Here is a 22,724-nt window from a genome sequence, read left to right as displayed (position 1 = left end):
ATAGGTTGAACTCCTTCGGGATGCTTGCGGGGCTTGAGGCTGGGAGAGGAACGTCTTGAAGTACCTGCGATCCGTCCGCGGCCGCATGCTGTGCATCGCGTTCGTGCCCGGCGGTGCGCTCGTCGTCGTGGCGGTCGTGATCGCGTTCTTCCTGGTCCACCAAGCGAACCGGACGCGCGACAGCGCCATGGAGACGGCCGGGGCCGCGGGCTGGACGGCGAGTGCCGTCGGGTCGCTGCAGGGGCAGCGCAGCGCCGCGATGTCCGCGCCCGACCAACGGACCGCCGCGTACGCGAATTTCACCCAGCGGATCGACTCCGCCATCGCCGGTCTGCGCGAGTACGCGCGCCGCGCGCCCGACGCCGAATCGGCCTACCAGCAGACCACCGCCGTCGAGCTGCTTTCCGTCGCCGAAGGCATGGACCGCTCCGATTCCCTCGCCCTGGCGGGGATCGACGGCGTGACGCGGCGGCCGTTCACACAAGCCGTCGCCGCCTACCGGGCCGACCTGGAGCGGATCGCGCCGCAGCTCACCGAAAGTGGCCGTACCGCGTACGAGTCGCTCACCCGCAGCGCCGATTGGAGCAGGCTGGCGGCCGTCGAGGACGCGCTCGCCGCCGCCGAACCGCTGCCCGTTCCCGAGTCCACGTGGCGCAGCGCCGCCTACAGCGTCTCCCAGCAGCTCGGCAACCTGTACTCCCAGCAGAGCCAGTACGCCGTGCAGCTCACCCTCGACGACGGCCGCCGCACGCTCGCCGGCGCGATCGCCGCGAGCGCGGCCCTCCTGCTGTGCGCCGGGCTCCTGCTCGTCGTCGTGCGCCGGCTCGTCGCGCGGGTGCCCGTGCCGGTCGTGCCGATCATGGTGCCGACGATCCAGGCGGCGATCCCGCGCCCTCGGCACGCACGGTCACGACGGCCGCGCGTCCCCGAGCCGTGGCCGATGAAAGCCGTGCTCGACGACTTGCGCCGCCGATGAGGTCGTCACGACCAGTCACCGGTTACGCCGAAAAGAGCACGCGGTTGGACCACACGCCGGACTGGCGCGGTCGGGCAGACTGATGCGCGTGAGTCCCCACTCGGATCTTCGCCCCTACCTGCGCACTTTGGACGCGGAGACGCTGGCGGACCTCCTGCACGACCAAGCCGAGCGTGACCCTGAGTTGCGGCATTCGCTCGAACTGCGCGCGGCCACCCAATCCGGTGACGTCAGCGAAGCGCACCGGCTGCTCGACACCGCGGTGCCCGACGGGAACGGCGAGTACACCGCGAAGGTCGGTGCCGTCCTCGACACGCTGCAGCGGATGCTCGACGCCGGCAGCCGCGCCGACCTGGCCCCGCTCGCCCGCCGCACGGTGGACGACATCAGCGAGGTACTGGAGCAGTCCGGCGACCACACCGGCGATCTCGGCGACCGGCTGGACCGCGCCGTCGAGCTGTACGCCCGCGCGTGCGCCGCCCGGCCGCCGGACCCGGAGAAGCTGGCCGACTGGATCCTCGAGGTCGAGTTCGACGGCCCCGGCCGCCCGGCGATCGACCTCGCCGACTTCGCGGCGGCGCTGGGCGAACCGGGCCTGCGCCGGATCAAGTCCACTGTGGACGATGTGCTCGCGGCGGGCGCCCCCGGCCACCGCCGTGACGTGGCCGAAGCGCTGCGCGAACAGCTGGCCGAGGTGCTCGGCGACGTCGACGAGCTGGTCGCGATCCTGTCCGCCAAGCCGCCGCGGCGCGACGTCAGCCTCAAGATCGTCCGGGTGCTGCGGGCCGCCGGGCGGCACAGCGAGGCCATCGCGCACGCCGCCCGCGCGCTCACCCAGGACAAGAAACCGCCCGAGCCCGACGACGAAACCTCCCGGCGCCGCCAGGAGTTCGACGCCAAGCCGGGCCGCGAGACGTACGCCGCGTTGCGCGAAGCCGCGACGGCCGACGGGAAGTGGACCGCGCAGCGGCGAGCCGCGCTGGCCCGCCTGCGCGAGCTGGCCGCCGACGGCCTCGAGCAGGCCGACGAGCTGGCCCGCGTCCTGCTCGACGACGGCCGTCCCGACGAAGCCTGGCGCGCCTGCGTGCGCTTCGGGGCGACGCCGGAGCTGAAGCTCGAACTCGCCGAGCAGCGCGCCGCGGAGCACCCGGCCGAGACGATCCCGGTCTTCCGCGAGCACGTCGACGAGCTCATCGAGCGCAAGGACCCGCAGGCCTACCAGGAGGCCGCGCGCCGGCTGAAGCTGTTGCGCGGCTTGCACAAGCGCGCCGAGACGCCGGACGAATTCACCGCTTACCTCGCGACGCTGGTGGAAACCCACCGCCGGAAAACCCGCCTGATCACGGAAATCCGGACCGCGCGGATCGCCTTGCCGAAAGCCGTAACCTCGCCCCGCGCACCTCGTTGACCGAAGTGAACCGGTGATTCACGTGCACCGGGACACCGCAAGCCCGCCAAGGCGGTCACCCGCTCTGGCCAGCGACGTCGCGGTGGCCCTGTTCCGCCGTCCGGCTCGGCGCCTCCCCGTCGAGCCCGCGGCCGGGACCCGCGCCAGGGCCACCGCGACCGCTCTGGTTGCGCGATGAAAACATGAGCACATGAGCCCGGTGAGTCGCGCCCGCAAGAAGGCACCGCAGCCCGTCACCCACAGCGTGACCGGCCTGTTCAAGGACGTCCTGAACGACTTTTCCGCGCTGGGCGCCGACCCCGCGCCGGTGGACGTCGAGCTGCTCGCCTCCGAGGTCCTCGGCCAGTTCCACGACGTTCCCCTCGAAGAGGGCGAGGAGTCGCTCGGCCTGGAGCTGATCGCCTTCGCGCAGCGCAAGATCACCCCCGGCGCGGCCGCGCTGCTGGCCGCGCTGAAGGTCGTCGCGGAGACCGACGTCGAGCGCAAGGCCGCCGAAGACGGCCTGCAGGTCGTCCTCGCCCGCGGTATCCCCGCGCCGAGCTGGGCCGGGGACCTGGGCCAGGTCGCCGCCGGCGAGTGCTGGCGGACCGGGGACGTCTACGGCGACGAGTCGTCGCTGCTCTGCGTCTTCACCCACGGCGACCAGGCGCACGGCCTGCTCGCGCTGCTCGACTTCACCGAGGGCGGCCGGGTGCGAGACCTCGTCGTGATCGAGCAGCCGGGCGAGGTGCTCGCCGAGATGCGGGCGCAGGCCGACGCCGACCCGGAGCTGGTCGCCTTCGAGGCGGTCGACCCGGCCGAGGCGCACCGCCTGCTCGCCGACGGCCTCGACGCGACCGACCACCTCGACGACGCCGACGTCAGCGAGGACTACGCGCGCTTCCACGCGGTCGCGCTGACGTGGTCGCGCGCGCTGCCGGAGCCCGCGCTCGTCCCCGAGGTGGCTGAGTGGTCCGACACCGAACGCGCCGCCGTCGTCGAGCAGTTCGTCGCGGCCAGCGGTGAGGACGCCGACGCCGCCCGCGCGATCGGGGCGCTCCTGCTGGAGCACGGCGTGCGCACCGACCCGGCCAACCCGCTGCGCGTCGGGCCGGAGAAGATCGCGCGGTTCCTCGAAGGGCTGCTGGGCGAGGAGTTCGAGCTCGACGCCGAGCACGAGGACGCCGTCGAGCCGGTCGTGCTGGCCTGGGTGCAGTGGACGGCGGACCGCGCCGGGCTGACCGAGACCGCGGTCGCCGCGCTCGACGAGGCCGTCGCCGACTACCTGAGCGAGTACGCCGACGAGGACGACTCGCCGCTCGAGCGCTACTTCGGCGACGTCGGCGAGCTGTCGCCGACCGAGCTGGCGGACGCGCTGGAACGCCGGATGTTCGCGGTGCCGTCGCTGACCACGGAGATCGAGGACGAGGAGGTCGACCTCGACCCCACCGACCCCGATCAGCGCCGCGCGCTGGTCATCGCCGAGGCCGACGAGGACGAGGAAGAGCAGCGGCTGGTGCTGCGCGCGACGATCGTCGACCAGCTGTGGGACGACGAGCCCGCGGAAGCCTGGCAGGCCGTGCAGCGCCTGCAGGAGGGCGAGCTCGACCGCGACGAGATCTTCGAGCAGCTGATCGACGCTCTGGAAGGCAGCCTGCTGGAGTCCGAGGAATCGCTCGAATACGACGCCGACGCGTACGTGGAAGCGCTGACCGGACTTTGACGCGCTACGGGCGGGGGCCGGCTGGTTCGGCGGCCTTCGCCCGGCGCCGCTCCTGGATCCGGTCGTCGAAGTCGACGACGAACGTGCCGGCGGCCATCGCGATCAGCAAGACCAGACCGAGCACCGCACCGACCCACGTGAGGATCATCGTGAACATCGTGGGCCTCCTCCCCAGCTCAGAGCGGTTTTCCTGACTTCTTCAGGGTCGCTTTCGCGGGCGTGCAGGGGTATCGGCCAACTGGTTAGGGCTGAATGACGCAACTCGGCCGATCGGCCGGTTTCCGGCGCGGAGAGTCGCGGGACGGCAACGAATCGTGGCCGCGCGTTCGCTCAGCGTGCGAATGCGCGGCATGTGGGTGACGGGCCGCGTAACCGGTGTCAGAGCTTGCGCAGGCGGACCCGGTTGATGGCGTGGTCGCAGTCCTTGCGCAGCACGAGCGTCGCCCGGGGGCGCGTCGGCTTGATGTTCTCCATCAGGTTCGGCTCGTTGATCGAGCGCCACAGGTGGCGCGCCTCGGCGCGTGCCTCGTCGTCGGGCAGGCCGGCGAAGTGGTGGAAGTGCGACGCCGGGTCCGCGAACGCCGTGTGCCGCAGCTCGAGGAACCGCTCGATGTACCAGCGCTGGATGTCGTCGGTGTGCGCGTCGACGTAGATCGAGAAGTCGAAGAGGTCGGACACCATCAGCCGCGGGCCGGGCTGCAGCACGTTCAGGCCTTCGACGATGAGGATGTCCGGCTGCTGCACCACCTGCTCCTGGCCGGGGAGGATGTCGTAGGCCAGGTGCGAGTACACCGGTGCGGCGACGCGCTCGGCGCCCGACTTCACCTCGGTGACGAACCGCAGCAGCGCGCGGCGGTCGTAGCTCTCCGGGAAGCCCTTGCGGTGCATGATCCCGCGGCGCATCAGCTCGGCGCGCGGGTACAGAAAGCCGTCGGTGGTCACCAGGTCGACGCGGGGGTGGTCCGGCCAGCGGGCGAGCAGCGTGCGCAGGATGCGGGCGGTGGTCGACTTGCCGACCGCCACGCTCCCGGCGATGCCGATCACGAACGGGACCTTCGTGCCGCGGGAGTCGTCACCGAGGAACGTCGTGGTCGCCTCGTACAGTCGCTGGCGCGCGGCGACCTGCAGGTTGATCAGGCGGGACAGCGGGAGGTAGACGTCGGCGACCTCGGCCAGGTCGACCTGCTCACCGAGGCCGCGCAGCCGCAGCAGCTCGGCCGCGGTCAGCGGCAACGGTGTCGAACTTCGCAGCTCTTTCCACTGTTCCCTGTGCAGCTCGACATAGGGGCTGAGTTCGCGGACCCGGGTCATCGCACACTCCTCCGGCCGTCGCCTGCACTGGCGGACGTTTCACCTGCGTGATTAACGGTAGGGCTTACGGCCGGTGAACGCGCTGTGATGTAGTCCACCCCGGGTTTCGGGTGATCACCGCGTGTGACGGAAGACCTCTTCCCACGCCGCCGCGACCTGGCGCGCGCAGGTGGCCGGGTCGACTCCGCCGACCCCGGTGCCGAGGCCCGGCATGGCGATCGTGTCGACGATCTCCCGCACCGGCCCTTCGTCGAGCCGCCCGTCGCGCCACTGCAGGAACACCGCGCGCGCGGCGAGGTAGGGGTGCACGGTGTCGGCGGGCAGCCGCTCGCCGGGTTCGCGCATGGTCGGTGCGCTGATCAGCCACGCCGGCTCGGCCTCGCCGGTCGGCACGACCACGGAGTCGCCGATCGGCAGTTCGCCGCCGTGAAAGGCCAAAACGGCGCTCCGGACGTTCTGTTCGACCCCCGGGAACGCCCGCGCGTAGACGGCGTCGATGCCGCCGCGCATCCAGCCGTAGGAGTTCGCCGGGCTGACCACGGCCTGGGCGACGACGTCGAGGACCGACCCGCGGTGCACCCGGACCCGGCCCGTCAGTTTTTTGGCGGCGGCGGCCCACGCGGTGGCGAGTGGTTCATCGACGGCGCACAGCACCAGCTCCGGTGTGCGAGGGGAGACCGGCGGGTGCGTGCCCTCACGGCCGGTGTGCGTGCCCGAGTCGGCGGTCACGCCCTTAGCATCGCAAAAAATGCCACCGGGCGTAACCGGTTGGCGTACCGGCTGTCCGAGTGAAAGTCGCCACCCCCGTAGCCTGGGGGATGTGTCACGCATCGCATACTTCGGCCCCCAGGGGACCTTCACCGAACAGGCCGCGCGGGTCCTCGCCGGCGGCGGAGAACTGATTCCGGTCGAGACCGTCCGGCTGGCGATGACGGCCGTCCGCAAGGGCGAGGCGGACGCCGCGTGCGTCCCCATCGAAAACTCGGTCGAGGGCGTGGTGCCCGCCACCCTCGACGCGCTCAGCGAGTCGACCCCGCTGGTCGCCGTCGCCGAGGCCATCCTGCCGATCCACTTCAGCGTGCTGACCCGGCGCGGCGGTGGCGACATCAAGACCGTCGCCAGCCACCCGCACGCGCTCGCGCAGGTCCGCGACTGGCTGGAGGTGAACCTGCCGGACGCGCACCCGGTGGCGTCGTCGTCGACGTCGGCAGCCGCGGTCGGGGTGCTGGAAGGCCAGTTCGACGCCGCGGTGTGCGCGCCGGTTGCCGTCGAGCACTACGACCTCGACGTGCTGGCCACCGAGGTCGCCGACGTCAGCGACGCGGCGACGCGGTTCCTGCTGGTCCGCCCGCCGGGTGAGCTGCCGGAGCCGACGGGCGCCGACCGGACGTCCGTGGTCGCCGCGGCCGTGAACCGCACCGGCACGCTCGCGGAGCTGCTCACCGCGCTGGCCGACCGCGGGATCAACCTGACCCGGCTCGACGCGCGGCCGACGCGGAACAACTTCGGCGAGTACCGCTTCTTCATCGACTTCGAGGGTCACCTGGCCGAGCCGCGGATCCTCGACGCGCTGACGGCGTTGCGCCGGCACTGCCGCAACCTGCGGTTCCTCGGCTCGCACCCACGGGCCGACGGGACGCGGACGACGATCGAACCCGGCTTCGGCAACGACGACTTCGTCGACGCCGCCGTGTGGGCCGACGCGGTCCGCAAGGGAGACCTGGCGTGAGGTTGCTGCTCATCCGCCACGGGCAGACCGAAGGGAACGTCCGCGGCGCGCTCGACACCGCCCTGCCCGGCCCACCCCTGACCGAACTGGGCCGCTCGCAGGCCGAAAACCTCGCCGCCCGGCTGGCGGGGGAGCCGATCGCCGCGGTCTACGCGTCGCAGGCGACCCGCGCGCAGCAGACGGCCGCACCCCTGGCCGCGCGGTTCGGCCTGGACGTCCAGGTCGTCGACGGCGTCCACGAGGTGACCGCCGGGGACCTGGAGGGGGCGACCGACCACGAGTCGATCCGCACCTACATGGAGGTCGTGCGGCGCTGGACGCTCGGCGAGCTGACCCCGGCGCTGCCCGGCGGCGAGAGCGGCACGCAGGTGCGCACCCGCATGCTCGACGCGGTCGGCCGGCTGCGCGCCAAGCACGAGCAGGCCGACCCGGACAGCGTGATCGCCCTGGTCAGCCACGGTGGCGCGATCCGGCTGTCGGCCGAGTGGCTGGCGGGGAACGTGCACGCGGACGTCGCCAACGCGGCCCTCATCCCGAACACCGGGCTGGTCGAGCTGGACGCCCGGCCGGAGGGCCGGTGGCACTGCCTGACCTGGGTTGACACGCCGCTCTGATCGTCACGAAAGTGTGATCCCGTCACGTTTAAGACACGTTTGGTGGGGAATTAACGAGGCGAACCAACCTGTCGGAGATCCGCACGTCTACCCAGCAGCACCACACCAGGGAGGCGATTGACATGGTTCGGACGAAGCTTTCTCGGTTGCTGCCGGTTGTCGCGGCTTCGGCGGGCGTCCTCGCGCTTTCCGCTTGCGGGAGTGGCGGTACCACCAACGCGGCCAGCAGCTCGACGCCGTCGACGACGGCATCGCCCACCTCCACCACCGTCACCTCGACCGCGCCCAGCGCGACCAGCACCACGGCCGCCGCACCGCCGGTCGCCCAGCCGGCCGACAACGGCCTCTGCAAGGCCGCCGACGTCACGCTGTCGCTCGGCCAGGGCGACGCCGGCGCGGGATCGGCGTACCGGCCGCTGCTGATCAAGAACACCAGCGCGAAGCCGTGCGAGATCCAGGGCTTCCCCGGGGTCTCCTACGTGGCCGGCGCCGACGGGCACCAGGTCGGCAAGGACGCGTTCCGCGAAGGCACCAAGGGCAACGCGGTCAAGCTGGACCCGGGGCAGTCGGCGGCCGCCGACATCCAGTTCGTCAACGTGCGGAACTTCGATCCGGGCACCTGTCAGCCGACGGAGGTGAAGGGCCTGCGCATCTACCTGCCGCAGGAGACGGCGTCGAAGTTCGTGCCGTCTGGTGGCACGGCCTGCGCGAGCACGAAGATCCCGGGCAACCAGCTTTCGGTGAAGACGGTCCACCCGGCCTAGATGCGGCCGCAGATCTCCTGGGCTTGCACCAGGTGCCGCTGGCCGGCGATGTCGTTGAAGTGCAGGCTGAGCACCATCCGGGAGACGCCGTCGATGTGGTCGGCCAGCGGCTGATAGGTGGCGTTGACCTGGGCCGCGGCCGCGGACAGCTCGCGCGCCGCGGTCATCCGGTGCAGCCGTTCGGGCGTGAGGCCGGGCGTCAGCGACGGCTGCGTGTCCCGGCTCGTGTCCGGCAGGTTGCCCACGCGGTCGAGGGCCTGGCACGCGGCCAGCGCGTCGTCGAGCGCGCCCGCGTGCACGCCGGACAGGCCCCACAGCAGCCCGAGTACGCCGCCGCCGAGCACGAACCCCGCCACCGCGCACAGCACGAGCAGCCGGCGCGACTGCGGCGGCGCCGCCTTGACCTCCTCGGACTCGGCCGAGGGCTCGTCGAAGTCGGGTCCGGCGTCGGTGCCGGTTCCGGGGTCCACGGTGCGCATAGCCGCCTCCCACCACCTGGGTGATGAGATATTTCAGCTCACAAACCCGGTTCCTGGTGCTGTAGCGCCGTGGCTGAGTCCGATTCGTCATCCAGCGGGAACCGGCGCAGCGCGACGGCCGCGAACGCGGCGATCGCCAGCATCGCCAGGCCGGAGACGGCGAACGTCCGCGCCGCCGTCCCGAGCGCGGTGGTCAGCACTCCGCCGAGCAGGGCGCCGAGCGGGATCGCACCCCAGACGACCGTCCGCCACACCCCGAGCACCCGGCCGAGCAGTTCGCCCGGCACGAGCGTGTGCCGCGCCGTCGCGAGCACGACGTTGACCGCGACGACGGCCGCCGCGAACAGCCCGAACAGCGCCGCGCTCGCGACCGGCGAGCGGACCAGGCCCATCCCGCCGAACCCGGCGCCGCAGCCGAGGATGCCGCCGAGCACGACCACACGCCGGCCGGCCGCGCGGACCAGCCGCGGGGCGACGCCCGCGCCGAGCAGGCCGCCGATGCCGCCGACGAACGCGAAGAACCCGAAGGTCGCGTCGGACAGGTGGAGGTCGTCGAGCGCGTAGAGCACCAGCTGCGCTTGCGCGAGCTCGCTGACCAGGCTGAGCAGCCCGGCGACGACGACCAGCCGCAGCAGCAGCGCGTTGCCGCGCAGCCAGCGCAGGCCGTCGCCCAGCTCGGTGCGCAACCTCGTCGGCTGGTCTTCGCCGCGACCGCGGTAGGTGCCGGCCAGGCCGAGCAGGACCGCGGCCGCGATCGCGAAGCCCGCGGAGTTGAGGAAGAACGGGAAGGCGGCGAAGAGCGCGAAGGTCATGCTGCCGATCGGGCCGCCGAGGAACGTCTGGCCGACGATCTCGCACGCCTGGAGCTTGCTGTTGGCGCCGTCGAGCGAGCCGTCGCCGACGACGGCGGGGACCAGGGCGTTGGCCGCGCTGTCCGCGATCGTCTCGGCGGTGCCGATGACCAGCGCCGTCAGGTAGACCAGCCAGATCGTCATCCCGCCGGCGGCGACGAGCACGGCGAGGGTGCCGACCGCGACGGCGCGGGCGGTGTTCGCGACGACCATCGCGCGCCGCCGGTCGATCCGGTCGACCAGCGCGCCGGCGACGGCGGCGAAGAGCAGCCAGGGCAGGAACTGCGTCGCGGAGAGCCCGGCGATGAGCACGGGGTCGTGGGTCAGCGTCGTGGCGAGCAGGGGCAGGGCCACCTTGCCGATGCCGTCGCCCAGGTGGGAGGCGGCGCTCGACGTCAGCAGCCACGTGAGTCTTCGAGCAGGGTTCACCGAATCCCCCAGGACTCCTCGCAGTCACCCAATGACTTCGGGTAACAGGATAAGCGCGTGGTCAGCGACCGGCGGTCACGTTGTGGCTTCAGCCCCAGCCGAGCTCGTGCAGGCGGGCGTCGTCGATGCCGAAGTGGTGGCCCAGCTCGTGGACGACGGTGATGAGGACCTCTTCGACGACCTCGTCCTCGTCCTCGCACATCGACAGGATCGGCTGCCGGTAGATCGAGATCCGGTCGGGCAGCACCCCGCCGTACGACGACGTCCGCTCGGTCAGCGCGATCCCGTGGTAGAGCCCGAGGATGTCCGGCGCCTCTTCGTTGAACTCCTCGACGAGCACGACGACGTTGTCCATCGCCCGCGCGAACTCGGCGGGCACCTCGTCCAGGGCTTCCGAGACCAGTTCCTCGAACCGCTCCCGGCTCATCTCGACCGGCATCAGCCGTTCGGCTTCGTCGACGGCGGGGCCGAGCTCGACGGCGTCGGGCCGCCGCCCCCGTCCGAAGGCGGGCCGCCGTCCTGGGGCTGGCCGCCGTCCGGGCCCGCCGGGGCGGCCTTGAGGCTGCCGGTCACGGCCTGCAGGCCGCTCTTGTCCGGCAGCAGCGCCGCGACCTTGCAGTTGACCTTGGTCGAGCCGGCGTCCCAGCTCTCCTGCTCCCGCAGGTCCCAGGTCAGGATCAGCTTCTTCGCGCCGAGGTCGGCGCCGCCGGTGTAGTCGGCCACCTGCTTGGTGCACTCGGTGTCGAGCCAGGCCTTCTGGTCGTCCTGCGTCGGGTAGGTGTCCTTGAACTTCGACTTGAGGTCGAGGGTCGCGATGATCTCGTAGGAGTGCGGCTTCGCGCAGTCGATCGGGTCGCCGACGCTCTTGCCCTGCAGCGCGAGGCAGGTGCCCGGCTCGAACACCAGCGACTGGTCCTGCTGCTTCGCCGGCCCGGTGGTCGGCAGCAGCTTGCCGCCGGGGCCCGCCCACTGCAGGCCGCACCGCAGCTGGCGGTCGCCGTTGTCCCACTGCGACGGGGTCGGGCGCAGCAGGTTCGTCGTCAGCTTCCCGTACGGATCGAGGTTGTGGCCGAGGTAGGGCTTCACGTCGGCGGTGCACTTCTGCTGCGCGATCTGCTGCCACTGGTCCAGCGACGGCACCGGGGCACCTCCCGGGAACTGGGCGCCGATGTCCACCAGCGCCGTCACCTCGAACAGGTGCGGCTGGGTGCAGGCCACCTTGCGCGCGTCGCTCGCGTCGGGGTTGTCCCAGGTCAGGCAGCTGCCGGGTGGGGAGTGGAAGGCCTCTTCGGCTGCCGCCGAGAGCTTGCCCGTCCCGCCACCGGCGCCGCCGGCGAAGCCGCCGCCTCCGGTGAACAGGACGCTGAGGGCGAGCGCGATGAGCGCGCCCGCGAAGATCCCGCCCATCACGACGCGGGTGCGCAGCGTCTGCGTGGCGGCTGGGAACCGATCGGCGCTGGGAGACATCGCAGTCCATGATGCCCGCGCCGCGCGCGACGTGCGCGATCCGGGTGGTTAGGGTGGGTCACGGTTTCGTGGTGGCCGGGGATTACGGAGCGCACATGACGCAAGACAGCAACACTGGGGACCAGCCGCCCCCCGAGCCGCCGAAGCGCGGTTCGATGAGATTCCAGGACTCGAACACCCGTCCCAAGGAGCCCTCGCTCGCCGAGCAGCGCGCGCGTCAGCAGGCGCTGGTGCAGGAGGAACGGGACGAGGAGCTCGCCCGCCAGGCCGACGCCAAGGCGGCGACCCGGCGCAAGATCCTCATCGGCAGCGGTGTCACGGTCGGGCTCGTCGGCCTGGTCGCGACCTTCTACTCGGTCGCGAAGCCGGCGGGTGACGTCACCGCCGTCTGCACCGACAACAGCGGTGTCATCCAGAACGACGACAACTGCGACGAGGCCTACGTCACCAGCCACGGCGGTTACTCCAGCGGTGGCTTCCTCTTCCTGCCGATCGGTGGCGGCGGCTACAACAGCTACCGGTACAACTACGGCGGCTCCGGCACCATCGGCCAGCACGTCTCCGGCGGCTCCTACGACCCGCCGTCGTCGCGCACCAACGTCAACACGAAGTCCGGCAAGTCCGTCCAGCGCGGCGGCTTCGGCATCAGCGGCAAGAGCGGCAGCACCGGGGGCACCGGCGGCAGCGGCAAGAGCGGGGGATCGTAGGTGTACCGGGACCGGCGTGAGCCGCGGCGCGACTGGCAGCGGATCGTCGAGGAGCAAGGACTCGTCTACGGCACGCCGGCCCGCGACAGCAGCGGCCGGGTGCGGCCGTACTGGGACGAGTCGGTGCACTACGTCTTCGACATGGACGAGGTCCTGTCGCTCGAGGCCGACGTCGAACTGCTGCACTCGATGTGCCTGGAGGCCGTCGACAACGTCGTGACGACCGAGGGTTATCAGCGCTTCGGCATCCCCGAGTGGGTCTGGCCGCACATCGCCGAGTCGTGGAAGCGGCAGGACCCGCACGTCTACGGCCGGTTCGACCTGCGCTACGACGGCAAGTCGCCGGCGAAGCTGCTGGAGTACAACGCGGACACGCCGACCACGCTGCTCGAGGCGTCGCTGCTGCAGTGGCACTGGAAGACCGACGTCTTCCCGGACGACGACCAGTGGAACTCGATCCACGAGAAGCTCGTCGAGCGGTGGGCGTTCCTGCAGGACAAGCTGCCGTCGAACGAGCTGCACTTCACCTGGTCGGCGGCCGACCCGTCCGGCGAGGACAACGTCACCACGGCGTACCTGCAGGAGACCGCGGCCGAGGCCGGGCTCGACACGGTGGGGCTGGCGATCGAAGAGATCGGCTGGGACCCGGTGCTCAAGCGGTTCGTCGACCTCGAAGAGCAGCAGATGGCGACCGTGCTGAAGCTGTACCCGTGGGAGTGGGTGGTCGACGAGGAGTTCGGCCGCCACGCCGTCGAGTCGCTGCCGCGGACGCTGTGGATCGAGCCGCTCTGGAAGATGATCCTCTCCAACAAGACGCTGCTGGCGATCCTGTGGGAGAACTACCCGGGCCACCCGAACCTGCTGCCCGCGTTCGCCGACGACCCGGGCCTGCTCACCGAGTACGTCCGCAAGCCGAAGCTGGGCCGCGAAGGCGCGAACGTCCAGATCGTCGCGACCGGCTACGAGACCCAGACCGACGGCGTCTACGGCGCCGAGGGCTTCGTCTACCAGGCGTTCGACCCGCTACCCGAGTTCGACGGCTACCGGCCGGCGCTCGGCGCGTGGATCGTGGGGGACAGCTCCGCCGGCCTGGGCATCCGGGAGACCGGCGGCCTGGTCACCGACGACGGTGCGGCATTCGTCCCCCACCGCATTCCCGAAGCGTGATACAACACCGTCGCTGATCAGCCCTTTCTCCTGGGAGACAATTCGTGAACACGACCCTTGCGCTGTCCGACACGTTCGGCTCCGACCTCGTGCGGGGGATCGGCGCGATCCTGCTGTACGGCGTCGTCGGCCTGCTGCTGATGTTCGCCGGCTTCTACGCGATCGACTGGACCACGCCGGGCAAGCTGTCGAAGCTGGTGCACGCGGGCCTGCCGAACGCCGTGATCATCACCGCGTCCGGGCTGCTCGCGATGTCGTTCATCATCGTGGTCGCGATCTTCAACTCGGCCAGCGACCTGACCGGGGGCCTGATCACGTCGCTGGTCTACGGCCTGCTCGGGATCGCCGTCCAGGTGATCGCGGTGCGGCTGCTGGAGTGGGCGACGCGGATCGACGTCGGCTCGATGATCGAGAGCGAGAAGTTCGAACCGGCCAGCGTCGTGGTCGCGGCCGCGCACGTCGCGCTGGGTCTCGTGATCGCGGTCGGCATCTCCTGACCCGGACGTCGTGGGCCATCCGGTGGGGATGGCCCACGGACGTGGCCGCGTTCGCCCGTTCGCACTAGCGTGGGGTTCGTGCGCCTGCTGAGGACACCGGACGACCGGTTCACGGACCTGCCCGACTTCCCCTTCGAGCCTCGCCACGTCGAGCTCGACGACCCGCACGGCGGCTTGATCAGAGTCGGTTACGTGGAGGCGGGCCCGGCCGACGGTCCCGTCGTCCTGCTGCTCCACGGCGAACCGAGCTGGTCGTACCTGTACCGGAAGATGCTCCCGGTCCTGGCTGCGGCGGGCTTGCGCGCGATCGCCCCGGACCTGGTCGGCTTCGGCCGGTCCGACAAGCCGGGCGACCTGACGGACCACACGTACGCGCGCCACGTGGAGTGGATGCGCGGCTTCGCGTTCGACGCGCTGGACCTGCACGACGTCACGCTCGTCGGCCAGGACTGGGGCGGCCTGATCGGGCTGCGGCTGGTCGCGGAGAACCCATCGCGGTTCGCGCGGGTGGTCGCGGCCAACACCGGCTTGCCCACCGGCGACATCGACATGCCGCCGGTGTGGCACTCGTTCCGGGAGGCCGTCCAGAAGGCCCCGGTGCTGGACGTCGCCCGGTTCATCCAGTCGGGCTGCAAGTCTTCCTTGTCCGAAGAGGTGCGCGCGGCTTACGACGCACCGTTCCCGAACGAGATGTACAAGGCGGGCCCCCGGGCGATGCCGGGGTTGGTGCCGTACCGGCCGGACGACCCGGCATCGGAAGCGAACCGCGCGGCGTGGAAGACGTTGACAGAGCTGGAAATCCCATTCCTGGTGGCCTTTTCCGACGGCGACCCGATCACCGGCGGAATGGGCCCGATCCTGAAGCGCTCGATGAAGGGCGCGGAGGGTCTGGAGCACCCGGTGATCGCGGACGCGGGGCACTTCCTGCAGGAGGACAAGGGCGAGGAGCTGGCCCAGCACGTGGCGAGGTTCGTGCGGGGCTGATCTGTGCCGCGAGGTTTGCCTCGGACTCTGTTGGCGGTGGCCGCTTTGGTGGTGGTCGCCGCCGGCGGGGTCGTAGCGGTGGTGCTGTCCACCGGCGATGATTCGGTCGCGAAACCCTGCGACATCCCCGCTGCGGTGCCGGAACAGCCGGTCTCCGCGAAGACCGCGCCGGGTGGTGGTGGGATCGAAGTCGCGGAAACGGGGGTCTCCGCCACGGGCCTGGCCAGCATGGGCGCGGTCCTGCGCAACACCAGCCAGCGCATCGCCTACCGGACCCGGTTGACGCTCGTTGTGGTCGTCTCCGTCAACGGCCTGCCGCCGGGGCCCGTCCAGGGGCCGCTGATGACCGTGGAGATTCCGGTGCTGCTGCCGGGGCAACAAACAGGCGTGGGGCGGCCGCTCGTCAACGTCGGGGGGACCGCCAAGGTGATCTCGGCGGACGTCGACGTGCGGACGACCACCTGGTTGCCGCCCGGTTCGCTCGGTGGCTTCAGCCCGGTGACCGACACCTACGAATCGACCACTCGGGTCAAGGCCTCGCTGCCGGCCAACGCGGTGCGGTACACCGAGCGTTCGGCCAACTGCCGGGCGCTGGTCAGCCGTCGCACCGCGGTCGTGTTCCGGGGTGCGGACGGCAAGATCGTGGGTGGTGGCCTGCTGCCGCCCGACGGGAAGGGCAACCCGGCGGGCAGCGCGCAGCAGCCGCCGGCGAGTCCGTCGTGCGCTCCGGGTGAACGCAGTACCTGGGTCGTTCCCCTGCAGGCGATCCCGTCGGGCACGGACGACCGGCGGACCGAGCTGTCCTCGTACTGCGATCTCAACGCCCCGCCCTCGGACGTGAACGCCGTCGACTAGGCGTCCAGTGACTGGGTGCCGAGGACCGTCGCCAGCTCCAGACGATCCGCGTCTTCGGTGCCCGGTTCGGCGGTGTAGACGCTGATCCGCAGGTCGTCCTGGGCGACGAGCAGCGTGTCGCAGTCGAGGGTGATCGGGCCGACCGACGGGTGGTCGATCGTCTTGCGTCGGGACGTGTCCGGCAGTGGTGGTGGGGCCTCGGCGTCCCAGAGCTCCGCGAAGCGGGGGCTGCCCGCGGTCAGGTCGGCGATCAAGCGCCGCAAGGCGTGGTCGGCTGGGTAGCGCGACGCCGTTAAGCGCAGGTCGGCTACGAGCCGCGCCTCGTGCTCGGCCTGCTCCTTCGCACTGTGGACGACCCGTGAGGGCAGGTGCGTGACGTTGCGCCAGACGGCGTTGCGCTCCAGGCCGCGCCACGCGGTCGTGTCGCCCATCAGCGCGTTGTACGGCGCGTTGGCCAGCACGAGCGTCCAGCTCGCGTCGTAGACGACCACCGGGGTGTGCGACAGCCGGTCGAGCAGCCGCTGGACGCTCGGCGCGACCCGGGACGGCACGACGTCCGGACCGGGCGCGGCGTGCCCGGCCAGCCGGAAGAGCAGGTCGCGTTCGACGTCGGACACCCGCAACGCCCGGGCCAGGGACTCCACCACCTGCGCCGAAGGCGCGGTCGCGCGCCCCTGTTCGAGGCGGGTCAGGTAGTCGGCCGAGATGCCGGCGAGCGCGGCCAGCTCCTCGCGGCGCAACCCGCTGGCCCGGCGCCGCCGGCCCGCCGGGACGCCGACGGCCTCGGGGCCCACGCGGTCGCGCCAGCGGCGCACTGTCCGGCCGAACTCCCACGCCTCCACAACGTCCATTCTGGACGACGCCGCGTGCGTTGTCCTGGCCCTGGCAGTCCTACGAAAACCGGACGACTGGGTGCGGCCCGCTCGTCGTCGCAGGCTGGAGCCATGACCGAACCAGGAACCGTCCTCATCACCGGCCCGACCCGCAACCTGGGCCGCCACACCGTGCTGGCCCTCGCCGGCCGTCCCGAAAAGCCTGATCTGCTGCTCGTCGGACGCGCGGGGCCCGACCTGACCGCCGTCGCCGACGAGGCCCGTGCCCTCGGCGCCCGTGTCCGCGAGATCGGCTGCGACCTGGCGAGCCTGGAAGACGTCCGAAAAGCCGCGGCCACCGCGCGCGAGCTGCTCACGACCATGCGTCCGCTGCGCGCGCTGGTCGCCAACGCCGGCGTGATGTCGGCCGATACCCGGCAGGCGTCGGCCGACGGCTACGAGCTGACCTTCGCCGTCAACTACCTGGCCCACGCCCGGCTGATCGGTGACCTGCTCGGCTCGTTCGCCGCCCCGGCGCGGGTCGTGCTGATCGGCTCGAACACCTACCACGCCAACTTCTGGCGCAAGGTGCTGCACGTCGCCGAGGCCGACTGGGCGGACCCCGTCGAGCTGGCCCGTCCGGGCACCGGCGAGCCGAGCATGGAAGCCTCCGGCGTCGCCTACTCCAACGCCAAGCTGGCGATCCTGTACTACGCCCACGAGCTGCAGCGGCACACGGACGTCCACGTGTCCGTGTTCGAACCGGGCTGGATGCCCGGCACCGCGCTGGGCCGCGGCGCCCCCGCGGCGTTCCAGGCGATGAGCCGCGCCCTCGCCCGGATCCCCGGCGTTTCGACGCCGGAGCGCTCGGGACCGCTGCTGGCCGCGATGGCCGTCGACGAGAAGTGGGCGCACCTGCGCGACGGCGCGTTCGTGGTGAAGGACAAGCTGACCGAGGTCCAGCCGGTCGCCCACGACCGCGGTCGTGAGCGCCGGCTGTGGGAGGCGACCGCCGAGCTGCTAGGCGAGCGCCGCGTGGGTGGCCGCCAGTGAGTCGACCAGGATGTCCAGTCCTTCCTGGGCTTCGTCGGCGGTGAGGGTCATCGGCGGTCCCAGCCGCAGCACGTTCCCGTGCAGCCCGCCCTTCCCGATCAGCAGCCCGCGCTTCTTCGTCTCCTCCAGCATCCGCGCCGCCGCGGCCACGAACGGCTCGGTCGTGCCCGGCTTGATCAGCTCGACGCCGATCATCAGCCCTTTGCCGCGCACCTCGGCCACCAGTGGCGACTCGGCCGCACGCAAGCCCGAAAGCAGCTGCGTGCCGCGAGCGGCGCAGTTGGCCTGCAGGTCGTGGTCCTTGATGTAGTCCAGCACCGCCGTCGCGCCCGCCATCGACACCGGGTTGCCGCCGAACGTCGAGAACGACTGGGCCTGGAAGCAGTCCAAGACGTCCCCGCGGGCCACCACGCCACCCACCGCGAGGCCGTTCCCCAGCCCCTTCGCGAACGTCATCATGTCCGGCGTCACGCCGTGCGCGTCGATGCCCCAGAAGTGCTCGCCGGTGCGGCCCCAGCCGGTCTGGACCTCGTCGGAGATGAACAGGACCCCGTAGGAGTCGAGGACCTCCTTCATCGCCCGGAACAGGCCGTCCGGCGGGAGGCTGAACCCGCCGACGCCCTGGATCGGCTCGGCGATCAGGCAGGCGACGTCGCCCGCCGTCGCCGTGTCGAGGATATCCACCAGGTCCGCGACGCACGCCTTGATGTAGTCCGCGTCCGACATGTCCCGGAACGGGCTGCGGTACCGGTAGCCGCCGTGGACGTAGTTGACCTTGACCGGGCTCAGCGCCGACGCCGACCAGCCGCGGTTGCCGGTGATCGCGACCGTCCCGAAGGACCGGCCGTGGTAGGAGTTGCGCATCGCCAGCACCTGGTTGCTGCGCCGGAACTGCGTCGCGAGCATCAGCGCCGTGTCGTTGGCCTCGCTGCCCGAGTTCGTGAAGAACACCTTCGCGTCCGGGATGCCGGACAACGAAGCGATCCGCTCGGCCAGCTCGACCTGCGAGCGGATCAGGTACAGCGTCGAGGTGTGCAGGATGCCGGTGTCGAGCTGCTTGCGGACCGCGTCGCCGATCTCCGCGACGTCGTAGCCCATCGAGTTGGTCAGCACGCCGGCGAAGAAGTCGAGGTAGGTGCGGCCCTGGGAGTCGGTCATCCGCCGGTCGTGGGCGTGCACGATCTCGATCGGCTCTTCGTAGAGCAGGGACATCCAGGACGGCATGACAGCGCGGTGCCGGGCGAGCAGCTCATCGGTCATCGGGGCGCCTCCTCGGTGTTTCCTGGAGTATGAGGACGCCGTGAACAGCGCTTCAACGATCAGACTGTCGGGATAACCCAGTACGGACGCACAGTCTGTACGGACTACCCTCTGACCCGTGATTGACCCCAGGACTCTGCGCGATGACCCGGAAGCCGTGCGCGCGTCGCAGCGCGCCCGTGGCGAAGACGAGGGAGTGGTCGACAAGCTGCTCTCCCTCGACACCCGGCGCCGCTCTTCCATCGCGGCCGCGGACAAGCTGCGCAACGAGCAGAAGCTCCTGAGCAAGCAGATCCCGAAGGCGCCGCCGGAGGAGAAGCAGCGGCTGCTGGCCACGGCCAAGGAGCTCGCCGCGCAGGTCAAGGCAGCCGAGGTGGAGCAGAACACCGCGTCGGAGGAGTTCGACCAGCTCTTCCGCACCCTGCCGAACCTGGTGCACCCGGACGCGCCCGTCGGCGGCGAGGACGACTTCGCCGTGCTCAAGCACGTCGGCGAGCCGACGAAGTTCGACTTCACCCCGAAGGACCACCTCGAGCTGCTCGAAGCGCTCGGCGGCGTCGACATGGAACGCGGCGCGAAGGTCTCGGGCTCGCGGTTCTACTTCCTCACCGGCGTCGGCGCGCAGCTGCAGCTCGGCCTGCTCAACATGGCCATCGCGCAGGCGCTCGAAAACGGCTTCACGCCGATGATCACGCCGTCGCTGGTGCGCCCGGAGATCATGGCCGGCACCGGCTTCCTCGGCCAGCACTCGGGCGAGATCTACCACCTCGAGGAAGACGACCTCTACCTCGTCGGGACGTCGGAGGTGCCGCTCGCCGGCTTCCACGCCGACGAGATCCTCGACCTGAACGACGGCCCGAACCGGTACGCGGGCTGGTCGTCCTGCTACCGCCGCGAGGCCGGCTCGTACGGCAAGGACACCCGCGGCATCATCCGCGTCCACCAGTTCGACAAGGTGGAGATGTTCGTCTACACCAAGCCGGAGGACGCCGAAGCGGAGCACGCGCGCCTGCTGGACTGGGAAGAGCAGATGCTCGCGAAGATCGAGGTCCCCTACCGGGTCATCGACACCGCGACCGGGGACCTCGGCACGTCCGCGCACCGCAAGTTCGACTGCGAGGCGTGGATCCCGACCCAGGACACCTACCGCGAGCTGACCTCGACGTCCAACTGCACGACGTTCCAGGCCCGCCGCCTCTCGGTCCGCTACCGCGACGAGAACGGCAAGCCGCAGATCGCCGCGACGCTCAACGGCACGCTGGCCACCACCCGCTGGATCGTCGCGATCGTCGAGAACCACCAGCAGGAAGACGGCTCGGTCCGCGTGCCGGAGGCGCTGCGCCCGTTCGTCGGCGGCAAGGAAGTCCTGACGCCCCGCTGAATCGGGCGGATCCGCGGTGCTCGTCCGTTCGTCCCAGTAGTGTCCGGGCCGAACGGGAGGATTCATGCGCATGAAGTGGCAGGTCGTGGCTGTGGTGGCGGCCCTGACCGCGGTGTCCGGCTGCTCGGTGGCCGTCAGCGGGACGGCGTCGCCGGTGCCGGGTCAGGGCCCGGTCGTCAAGGACATCGACGCCTGCACGCTGCTCGACCAGGCCCAGGTCGACGCGCTCGGCTACGAGTCCCCCGGCCGTTCGGTGAAGGAGAACAAGGAGCGGCTGCAGGCGCCGATGTGCCTGTGGAGCACGAAGAGCGACGTCGAGCCGTCGTCGACGCTCAACGTCGGCTACGCGGCGGACCTGGACTTCAACGAGTACATCGCCGGCGCCGTCCCGAAGTCCGAGCCGCAGCGGCTGGGTGGCTTCAACTGGACGCAGTACCCGTCGATCCTCGCCGACGACTGCGTGTTCTACGCGCTCCTCGGTGACAAGTCGTTCGCCTTCGTCAGCGTCTCTGGCCCGGAGCTGGCCAAGTCGTGCGAGCTGGCGAAGACCGTCGTCCCGCAGGTCGCTGCCCACCTGCCCGGCGGGCAGGCCGCGCCCCCGATCACCCCGACCGGGCCGGTGAAGGCCGAGCCGGGCGGGCCACTGCTGTCGGCGGACCCGTGCGCGATGCTGAAGCCGGAGCAGGTGGCGCAGCTGAAGAACATCTCGCCGAACGGGCAGAAGGACAGCTCCTCGTCGGTGCCCAACGCGACCTACTGCCTCTGGGACGACACCGACGGCAATGAGGGCCAGAAGGCGTTCGAAGTCTGGTTCGGCCCGAGCACCCCGGTGACCGACTGGCCGGGCGTCAAGGGCGTCGCCCCGCTCGAGACCGTCGACGTCGGCGGCAAGAAGTGGGGCGTCTACCCGAACCTGGGCGGCCTGCGCGTCACCTGCGGGGCGTTCCTGCCGATCACCGAGACGTCGTCGGTGCAGGTGGTCAGCGGGTTCATCGGCGACGACACCAAGACGTGTGACGTCGTCAAGCAGGGTCTGCCGCTGGTGACGGCGAACCTGCCGGGCTAGTCCTTCGACACCTGGTCGGCGATGTGGCGCGCGATCTCGAGCGCGCTCGTCGCGGCCGGCGACGGCGCGTTCAGGACGTGCACCTGGTCGCGCGCGGTCTCGATGAGGAAGTCGTCGACGAGCGAGCCGTCGCGGCGCATCGCCTGCGCGCGCACGCCGGAGCCGTGGCGGACGATGTCGTCCGCGGTGACAGCCGGGACGAGCCGGGCGAGGCTCGCGGCGAACCGCTTCTTCGAGAACGAGCGCCGGACCTCGTCGAGGCCGGTCGGGACCGCGTACTTCTTCGCGAGCCGCCAGGCGCCCGGGAAGGCGGCGACCTCGGCAACGTCCTTCGCGGAGAAGTCGCGCCAGCGGTAGCCCTCGCGGCGCAGCGCGAGCACGGCGTTCGGGCCGGCGTGGACGCTGCCGTCGAGCATCCGGGTGAGGTGCACGCCGAGGAACGGCAGCGTCGGGTCCGGCACCGGGTAGATCAGGCCCTTGACCAGGCCGCGGCGTTCGGGCTTGAGCTCGTAGTACTCCCCGCGGAACGGCACGATCTTCGCCGACGGCGTCAGCCCGGCCAGCCGCGCGACGCGGTCGGAGTGCAGGCCGGCGCAGTTGACGAGCGCGTCGGCCTGGACGACGTCTTCCCCGGTCGCGACCTCGACCCCGCCGTTCGCCCCGGCGCGGATCGCGAGCACGGGGCTGTTCAGCCGAAGGTCGACGCCGGCTTCGTCGAGCAGCCGGACGAGCGCGGCGCAGACGCCGGGGAAGTCGATGATCCCGGTGGACTCGACCCGTAGCGCGGCGACGCAGGCGACCTCGGGCTCGTACTCGCGCGCTTCGGCGGGGGAGATCTTCTTCGCCGGGACGCCGTTGGCCTCGGCCCGCTCGGCGAGGGTGTTCAGCGCCGGGATCTCTTTTTCGCTGGTGGCGACGACGAGCTTCCCGCAGACCTCGACGGGCACGCCGTACTGGCGCGCGAAGTCCACGATGGACCGGTTCCCGGCGACGGACATCCGCGCCTTGAAGGACCCGGGCTTGTAGTAGAGCCCGGCGTGCACGACGTTCGAGTTGTGCCCGGTCTGGTGGGCGGCCCAGCGGGATTCCTTCTCCAGCACGGTGACGTCCAGCCCGCGCCTGGTCAGCTCCCAGGCCACGGCCAGACCGACGATCCCGCCCCCGACGACTACGACGTTGCGCACGATCGACCAGGCTACGCGAGCGGGGAAG

General features: G+C 71.1%; 24 protein-coding genes. 14 read left to right on the top strand and 10 right to left on the bottom strand.

What is annotated here, in order from left to right; genetic code table 11:
- The first annotated feature begins 55 nt into the window (after positions 1–55).
- The 3 genes from ACZ7OH_RS16195 (at position 56) to ACZ7OH_RS16185 (ending at position 4,086) form a co-directional block, all read left to right on the top strand.
- Positions 56–976 carry a nitrate- and nitrite sensing domain-containing protein gene (locus tag ACZ7OH_RS16195; RefSeq protein WP_470281511.1) on the top strand — a complete coding sequence of 307 codons (921 nt, stop codon included), beginning with the start codon at positions 56–58 and terminating at the stop codon, positions 974–976.
- An 88-nt stretch (positions 977–1,064) separates the two neighbouring features.
- Entirely contained in the window at positions 1,065–2,384 is a 1,320-nt protein-coding gene (locus ACZ7OH_RS16190) for a hypothetical protein (RefSeq protein ID WP_470281510.1), read from the top strand.
- A 190-nt stretch (positions 2,385–2,574) separates the two neighbouring features.
- Positions 2,575–4,086 (top strand): hypothetical protein, encoded by a 1,512-nt coding sequence (locus tag ACZ7OH_RS16185; RefSeq protein ID WP_470281509.1) that lies wholly within the window; start codon positions 2,575–2,577, stop codon positions 4,084–4,086.
- Positions 4,087–4,090: 4 nt separating this feature from the next.
- Here the strand turns inward: ACZ7OH_RS16185 and ACZ7OH_RS16180 are convergent, their stop codons facing one another.
- The 3 genes from ACZ7OH_RS16180 to ACZ7OH_RS16170 form a co-directional block, all read right to left on the bottom strand.
- On the bottom strand, positions 4,091–4,243 hold the full coding sequence (locus tag ACZ7OH_RS16180) for a hypothetical protein (RefSeq protein ID WP_470281508.1): 153 nt from the start codon (positions 4,241–4,243) through the stop codon (positions 4,091–4,093).
- A 221-nt stretch (positions 4,244–4,464) separates the two neighbouring features.
- A complete protein-coding gene (coaA, locus tag ACZ7OH_RS16175; RefSeq protein WP_329053240.1) occupies positions 4,465–5,397 on the bottom strand; it encodes a type I pantothenate kinase in 933 nt (310 codons plus the stop codon).
- Positions 5,398–5,511: 114 nt separating this feature from the next.
- Entirely contained in the window at positions 5,512–6,126 is a 615-nt protein-coding gene (locus tag ACZ7OH_RS16170) for a macro domain-containing protein (protein WP_470281507.1), read from the bottom strand.
- A gap of 91 nt (positions 6,127–6,217) precedes the next feature.
- Between ACZ7OH_RS16170 and pheA the strand changes: the two genes are divergently transcribed.
- The 3 genes from pheA (at position 6,218) to ACZ7OH_RS16155 (ending at position 8,504) form a co-directional block, all read left to right on the top strand.
- Entirely contained in the window at positions 6,218–7,126 is a 909-nt protein-coding gene (gene pheA / locus ACZ7OH_RS16165; RefSeq protein WP_470281506.1) for a prephenate dehydratase, read from the top strand.
- A complete protein-coding gene (locus ACZ7OH_RS16160) occupies positions 7,123–7,740 on the top strand; it encodes a histidine phosphatase family protein (protein WP_470281505.1) in 618 nt (205 codons plus the stop codon). The genes pheA and ACZ7OH_RS16160 overlap by 4 nt, the downstream gene beginning before the upstream one ends.
- Positions 7,741–7,862: 122 nt before the next feature.
- Complete coding sequence (locus ACZ7OH_RS16155; RefSeq protein WP_470281504.1) at positions 7,863–8,504, top strand: DUF4232 domain-containing protein; 642 nt, start codon at positions 7,863–7,865, stop codon at positions 8,502–8,504.
- Here ACZ7OH_RS16155 and ACZ7OH_RS16150 read toward each other — a convergent pair.
- From ACZ7OH_RS16150 to ACZ7OH_RS16135, 4 genes are all read right to left on the bottom strand, one after another.
- Positions 8,501–8,983 carry a hypothetical protein gene (locus tag ACZ7OH_RS16150; protein ID WP_470281503.1) on the bottom strand — a complete coding sequence of 161 codons (483 nt, stop codon included), beginning with the start codon at positions 8,981–8,983 and terminating at the stop codon, positions 8,501–8,503. The two genes, ACZ7OH_RS16155 and ACZ7OH_RS16150, sit on opposite strands and share 4 nt — an antisense overlap.
- A gap of 38 nt (positions 8,984–9,021) precedes the next feature.
- Positions 9,022–10,263, bottom strand: coding sequence for an MFS transporter (locus ACZ7OH_RS16145; RefSeq protein WP_470281502.1), 1,242 nt, complete (start codon positions 10,261–10,263; stop codon positions 9,022–9,024).
- A gap of 88 nt (positions 10,264–10,351) precedes the next feature.
- Positions 10,352–10,702 carry a metallopeptidase family protein gene (locus ACZ7OH_RS16140; RefSeq protein WP_364464078.1) on the bottom strand — a complete coding sequence of 117 codons (351 nt, stop codon included), beginning with the start codon at positions 10,700–10,702 and terminating at the stop codon, positions 10,352–10,354.
- The gene (locus tag ACZ7OH_RS16135) at positions 10,702–11,730 is read right to left on the bottom strand and encodes a septum formation family protein (RefSeq protein WP_470281501.1); all 1,029 of its coding nucleotides are present in this window, start codon (positions 11,728–11,730) and stop codon (positions 10,702–10,704) included. The genes ACZ7OH_RS16140 and ACZ7OH_RS16135 overlap by 1 nt, the downstream gene beginning before the upstream one ends.
- 155 nt (positions 11,731–11,885) lie before the next feature.
- On the opposite strand from ACZ7OH_RS16135, the gene ACZ7OH_RS16130 reads away from it, so the two are divergent.
- The 5 genes from ACZ7OH_RS16130 (at position 11,886) to ACZ7OH_RS16110 (ending at position 15,940) form a co-directional block, all read left to right on the top strand.
- Positions 11,886–12,437, top strand: a complete 552-nt coding sequence (locus ACZ7OH_RS16130; RefSeq protein WP_470281500.1) for a DUF1190 domain-containing protein — start codon at positions 11,886–11,888, stop codon at positions 12,435–12,437.
- The gene (locus tag ACZ7OH_RS16125; protein ID WP_400901574.1) at positions 12,438–13,604 is read left to right on the top strand and encodes a glutathionylspermidine synthase family protein; all 1,167 of its coding nucleotides are present in this window, start codon (positions 12,438–12,440) and stop codon (positions 13,602–13,604) included.
- Positions 13,605–13,648: 44 nt separating this feature from the next.
- On the top strand, positions 13,649–14,101 hold the full coding sequence (locus tag ACZ7OH_RS16120; protein ID WP_470281499.1) for a DUF350 domain-containing protein: 453 nt from the start codon (positions 13,649–13,651) through the stop codon (positions 14,099–14,101).
- A gap of 78 nt (positions 14,102–14,179) precedes the next feature.
- Positions 14,180–15,085, top strand: a complete 906-nt coding sequence (locus tag ACZ7OH_RS16115) for a haloalkane dehalogenase (protein WP_470281498.1) — start codon at positions 14,180–14,182, stop codon at positions 15,083–15,085.
- A gap of 36 nt (positions 15,086–15,121) precedes the next feature.
- Positions 15,122–15,940 (top strand): hypothetical protein, encoded by an 819-nt coding sequence (locus ACZ7OH_RS16110; protein WP_470281497.1) that lies wholly within the window; start codon positions 15,122–15,124, stop codon positions 15,938–15,940.
- On the opposite strand, the gene ACZ7OH_RS16105 is transcribed toward ACZ7OH_RS16110, so the two are convergent.
- Positions 15,937–16,791, bottom strand: a complete 855-nt coding sequence (locus tag ACZ7OH_RS16105; RefSeq protein ID WP_470281496.1) for a helix-turn-helix transcriptional regulator — start codon at positions 16,789–16,791, stop codon at positions 15,937–15,939. The genes ACZ7OH_RS16110 and ACZ7OH_RS16105 overlap by 4 nt on opposite strands.
- 93 nt (positions 16,792–16,884) lie before the next feature.
- Between ACZ7OH_RS16105 and ACZ7OH_RS16100 the strand changes: the two genes are divergently transcribed.
- Positions 16,885–17,805: an SDR family NAD(P)-dependent oxidoreductase gene (locus ACZ7OH_RS16100; RefSeq protein ID WP_470281495.1), complete on the top strand. Its 921-nt coding sequence runs from the start codon at positions 16,885–16,887 to the stop codon at positions 17,803–17,805.
- On the opposite strand, the gene ACZ7OH_RS16095 is transcribed toward ACZ7OH_RS16100, so the two are convergent.
- Positions 17,773–19,065, bottom strand: a complete 1,293-nt coding sequence (locus ACZ7OH_RS16095; RefSeq protein ID WP_470281494.1) for an aspartate aminotransferase family protein — start codon at positions 19,063–19,065, stop codon at positions 17,773–17,775. The genes ACZ7OH_RS16100 and ACZ7OH_RS16095 overlap by 33 nt on opposite strands.
- 118 nt (positions 19,066–19,183) lie before the next feature.
- Between ACZ7OH_RS16095 and serS the strand changes: the two genes are divergently transcribed.
- Together serS and ACZ7OH_RS16085 are read left to right on the top strand one after the other, a co-directional pair.
- The gene (gene serS / locus ACZ7OH_RS16090; protein WP_470281493.1) at positions 19,184–20,446 is read left to right on the top strand and encodes a serine--tRNA ligase; all 1,263 of its coding nucleotides are present in this window, start codon (positions 19,184–19,186) and stop codon (positions 20,444–20,446) included.
- A 64-nt stretch (positions 20,447–20,510) separates the two neighbouring features.
- A complete protein-coding gene (locus ACZ7OH_RS16085; protein WP_470281492.1) occupies positions 20,511–21,512 on the top strand; it encodes a DUF3558 family protein in 1,002 nt (333 codons plus the stop codon).
- Here ACZ7OH_RS16085 and lhgO read toward each other — a convergent pair.
- Positions 21,509–22,696, bottom strand: coding sequence for an L-2-hydroxyglutarate oxidase (gene lhgO / locus ACZ7OH_RS16080; protein WP_470281491.1), 1,188 nt, complete (start codon positions 22,694–22,696; stop codon positions 21,509–21,511). The two genes, ACZ7OH_RS16085 and lhgO, sit on opposite strands and share 4 nt — an antisense overlap.
- Between the last annotated feature and the right edge of the window lie 28 nt (positions 22,697–22,724).

Source organism: Amycolatopsis sp. NPDC114478 (genome assembly GCF_055633805.1).
Note: the sequence above shows the minus strand (reverse complement) of the source record. Positions and strands in the feature narration are given on the sequence as shown.

What these genes read in the sequence shown, in the direction of transcription:
- ACZ7OH_RS16150 (WP_470281503.1), bottom strand. Translation starts at nt 8,983, where the DNA reads ATGCGCACCGTGGACCCCGGAACCGGCACCGACGCCGGACCCGACTTC.
- ACZ7OH_RS16095 (WP_470281494.1), bottom strand. Translation starts at nt 19,065, where the DNA reads ATGACCGATGAGCTGCTCGCCCGGCACCGCGCTGTCATGCCGTCCTGG.
- ACZ7OH_RS16155 (WP_470281504.1), top strand. Translation starts at nt 7,863, where the DNA reads ATGGTTCGGACGAAGCTTTCTCGGTTGCTGCCGGTTGTCGCGGCTTCG.
- ACZ7OH_RS16130 (WP_470281500.1), top strand. Translation starts at nt 11,886, where the DNA reads ATGAGATTCCAGGACTCGAACACCCGTCCCAAGGAGCCCTCGCTCGCC.
- ACZ7OH_RS16100 (WP_470281495.1), top strand. Translation starts at nt 16,885, where the DNA reads ATGACCGAACCAGGAACCGTCCTCATCACCGGCCCGACCCGCAACCTG.
- ACZ7OH_RS16180 (WP_470281508.1), bottom strand. Translation starts at nt 4,243, where the DNA reads ATGTTCACGATGATCCTCACGTGGGTCGGTGCGGTGCTCGGTCTGGTC.
- ACZ7OH_RS16135 (WP_470281501.1), bottom strand. Translation starts at nt 11,730, where the DNA reads ATGTCTCCCAGCGCCGATCGGTTCCCAGCCGCCACGCAGACGCTGCGC.
- coaA (WP_329053240.1), bottom strand. Translation starts at nt 5,397, where the DNA reads ATGACCCGGGTCCGCGAACTCAGCCCCTATGTCGAGCTGCACAGGGAA.
- ACZ7OH_RS16140 (WP_364464078.1), bottom strand. Translation starts at nt 10,702, where the DNA reads ATGCCGGTCGAGATGAGCCGGGAGCGGTTCGAGGAACTGGTCTCGGAA.
- ACZ7OH_RS16185 (WP_470281509.1), top strand. Translation starts at nt 2,575, where the DNA reads ATGAGCCCGGTGAGTCGCGCCCGCAAGAAGGCACCGCAGCCCGTCACC.
- ACZ7OH_RS16085 (WP_470281492.1), top strand. Translation starts at nt 20,511, where the DNA reads ATGCGCATGAAGTGGCAGGTCGTGGCTGTGGTGGCGGCCCTGACCGCG.
- ACZ7OH_RS16105 (WP_470281496.1), bottom strand. Translation starts at nt 16,791, where the DNA reads ATGGACGTTGTGGAGGCGTGGGAGTTCGGCCGGACAGTGCGCCGCTGG.